Annotated in this window: 2 protein-coding genes; both read right to left on the bottom strand. The window is 25.1% G+C overall.

The window, feature by feature from the left end; translation table 11 throughout:
- The coding region (locus L8U98_RS08140; RefSeq protein ID WP_263725503.1) for a hypothetical protein at positions 1–826 on the bottom strand (826 nt) is incomplete at its 3' end.
- A complete protein-coding gene (locus tag L8U98_RS08145) occupies positions 819–1,676 on the bottom strand; it encodes a hypothetical protein (RefSeq protein WP_263725504.1) in 858 nt (285 codons plus the stop codon). The genes L8U98_RS08145 and L8U98_RS08140, both read right to left, overlap by 8 nt.
- Positions 1,677–1,806: the final 130 nt, after the last annotated feature.

The following is a 1,806-nucleotide window of genomic DNA, read 5'->3' on the forward strand; positions in this document are numbered from 1 at the left end:
CTTGTCTTTTGAATTTTTTATATGCTTTATAATCTTTTGATATGCTTTTGAGTAAACTTTTTTCATTAAGTAAAGATGGAGTTTTTTTAACATCATAAAAAGGATAGTAGTAATTTTTTAAATCTTTTGAAATCTTACCATTGTAATATAATTGAATTCTTTGCATATTTTTAATTTGTGTTTGATGACAATGTGCTAAGTTATGATAATATTTTTCTTCAGAACTTAAATGAGTTTCATATTCTCTTATAAAATCAATAAAAGAAATACCACTATCTTTTAACCAATCTTCTATTTTAGAATTAATCCACCAAAGAATTATCATACCAGTACCAACAATACTAATGGCTGCTAAAACACCTAACAAGGTGCTACTTGTAATTGCTATTGCACTATAAGTTGTAATGGCTGCTGTTCTTATTATCGGTATTCCTATTGTAAAAATTTGTGAAGCAATAATTTCAGAACCAATTTTTACAGAAACTTTTAAACCATCTTTTGTTTTTTGATATTCTATTAAAGCATCAATTCCACTAAGGGTATTATCTGCTCTTTTTATGATGATTTTAAAAGGGAGTAGGTAGGGTTCTAGGTCTTTGAAAAAGCTAGATATTGTATCATTTGCATTGCTTATATATCCAGTATATTCTTTTGCAGTTTGAAATTTATTTTGATGCATAAAATTTTCTGTTTTATTTACATCTTCTACTTCTTTAAGTAGTTTTTCTCCTATTTCATCTACACCTGCATCTTTTAAAAGAATTTGCAATTCTTTTTCTGTTTCGTTTAAGGTTTTATTTTGAGTGTTAAATTCTATCTCATTCATTTGTGCATTCTTTTAGTTTAGATTGTAGGGTATTGAGCTGATTGATTTGTTTTTGACCGAGTTTGAGTTTCTTAAAATTATAGATCGCTTTTTCTAATTGTATTTTTAAATGACTATCAGTGTGTATTTTTAATTCTTTATTAAAAAACAATAAAACTTTGTCAGTAGCAATGTTAATTTGACTCATACCATTTAAAATTGTCATAGTTTTAGGGGTATTTAAATCACAAATATAATCTTGTAAAAATTCACTCAAATACATATCAGTAAATGCACAATTATAACCAATTAGAGTGTTAATATACATTCCAATTCCAACTACATCAAAGCTATCAAACTTATGAATATCTTTTTGCAAAAAATCCTCTTCTAAACGAGTATTTAGAAAAAATAAAAAATCTTCAAAAACTTTAAATCTTTCCTTATCAAATAAAAAAGAAGTTTTTTGATTTGTGATATTTCCTTCATTATATAAAAGATAAAGTATAATATCAGTATTTGAATTTGTTGTAACATGCCCAGCTTGTCTCATAAGCTCAACATCTTCATCTGTAGGATAATAAGAGGTTAAAATTCTTACATCTTCAATACTAGCTTGTATCATCTTAAGATTTTTAATAATCATTTGTGTAACTTTTTCTTGATTATAGTTTTCTTTGCTTAAATTCTTAGCATATTCTAATTCTTCCTTGCCTTCGTTTTCACTCCATTTGATTAAAGCACTAAGATTTTCTCTTGCTTTATTTTCATTAGCTTCTTTAAATTGTAAAGCTTCTTGGATCAATTCATAAATACCAATAGCTAGGATAAAAGCTAATATAATAAAAATTCTTTTTAATATTTTAAGCAATTTTTTTACCTTTAAAGTTAGTATTATTTATTATAGCATTATTAGATACAATCTTAAAATCTTCTTTTATATCATCTATAATGGTATTGCTTTGTTTTGTATTGTTTTCTTGATTTGAATTTTTATCTTT

The sequence above is a fragment of the Campylobacter sp. RKI_CA19_01128 genome (assembly GCF_025771175.1).
GTDB lineage: Bacteria > Campylobacterota > Campylobacteria > Campylobacterales > Campylobacteraceae > Campylobacter_D.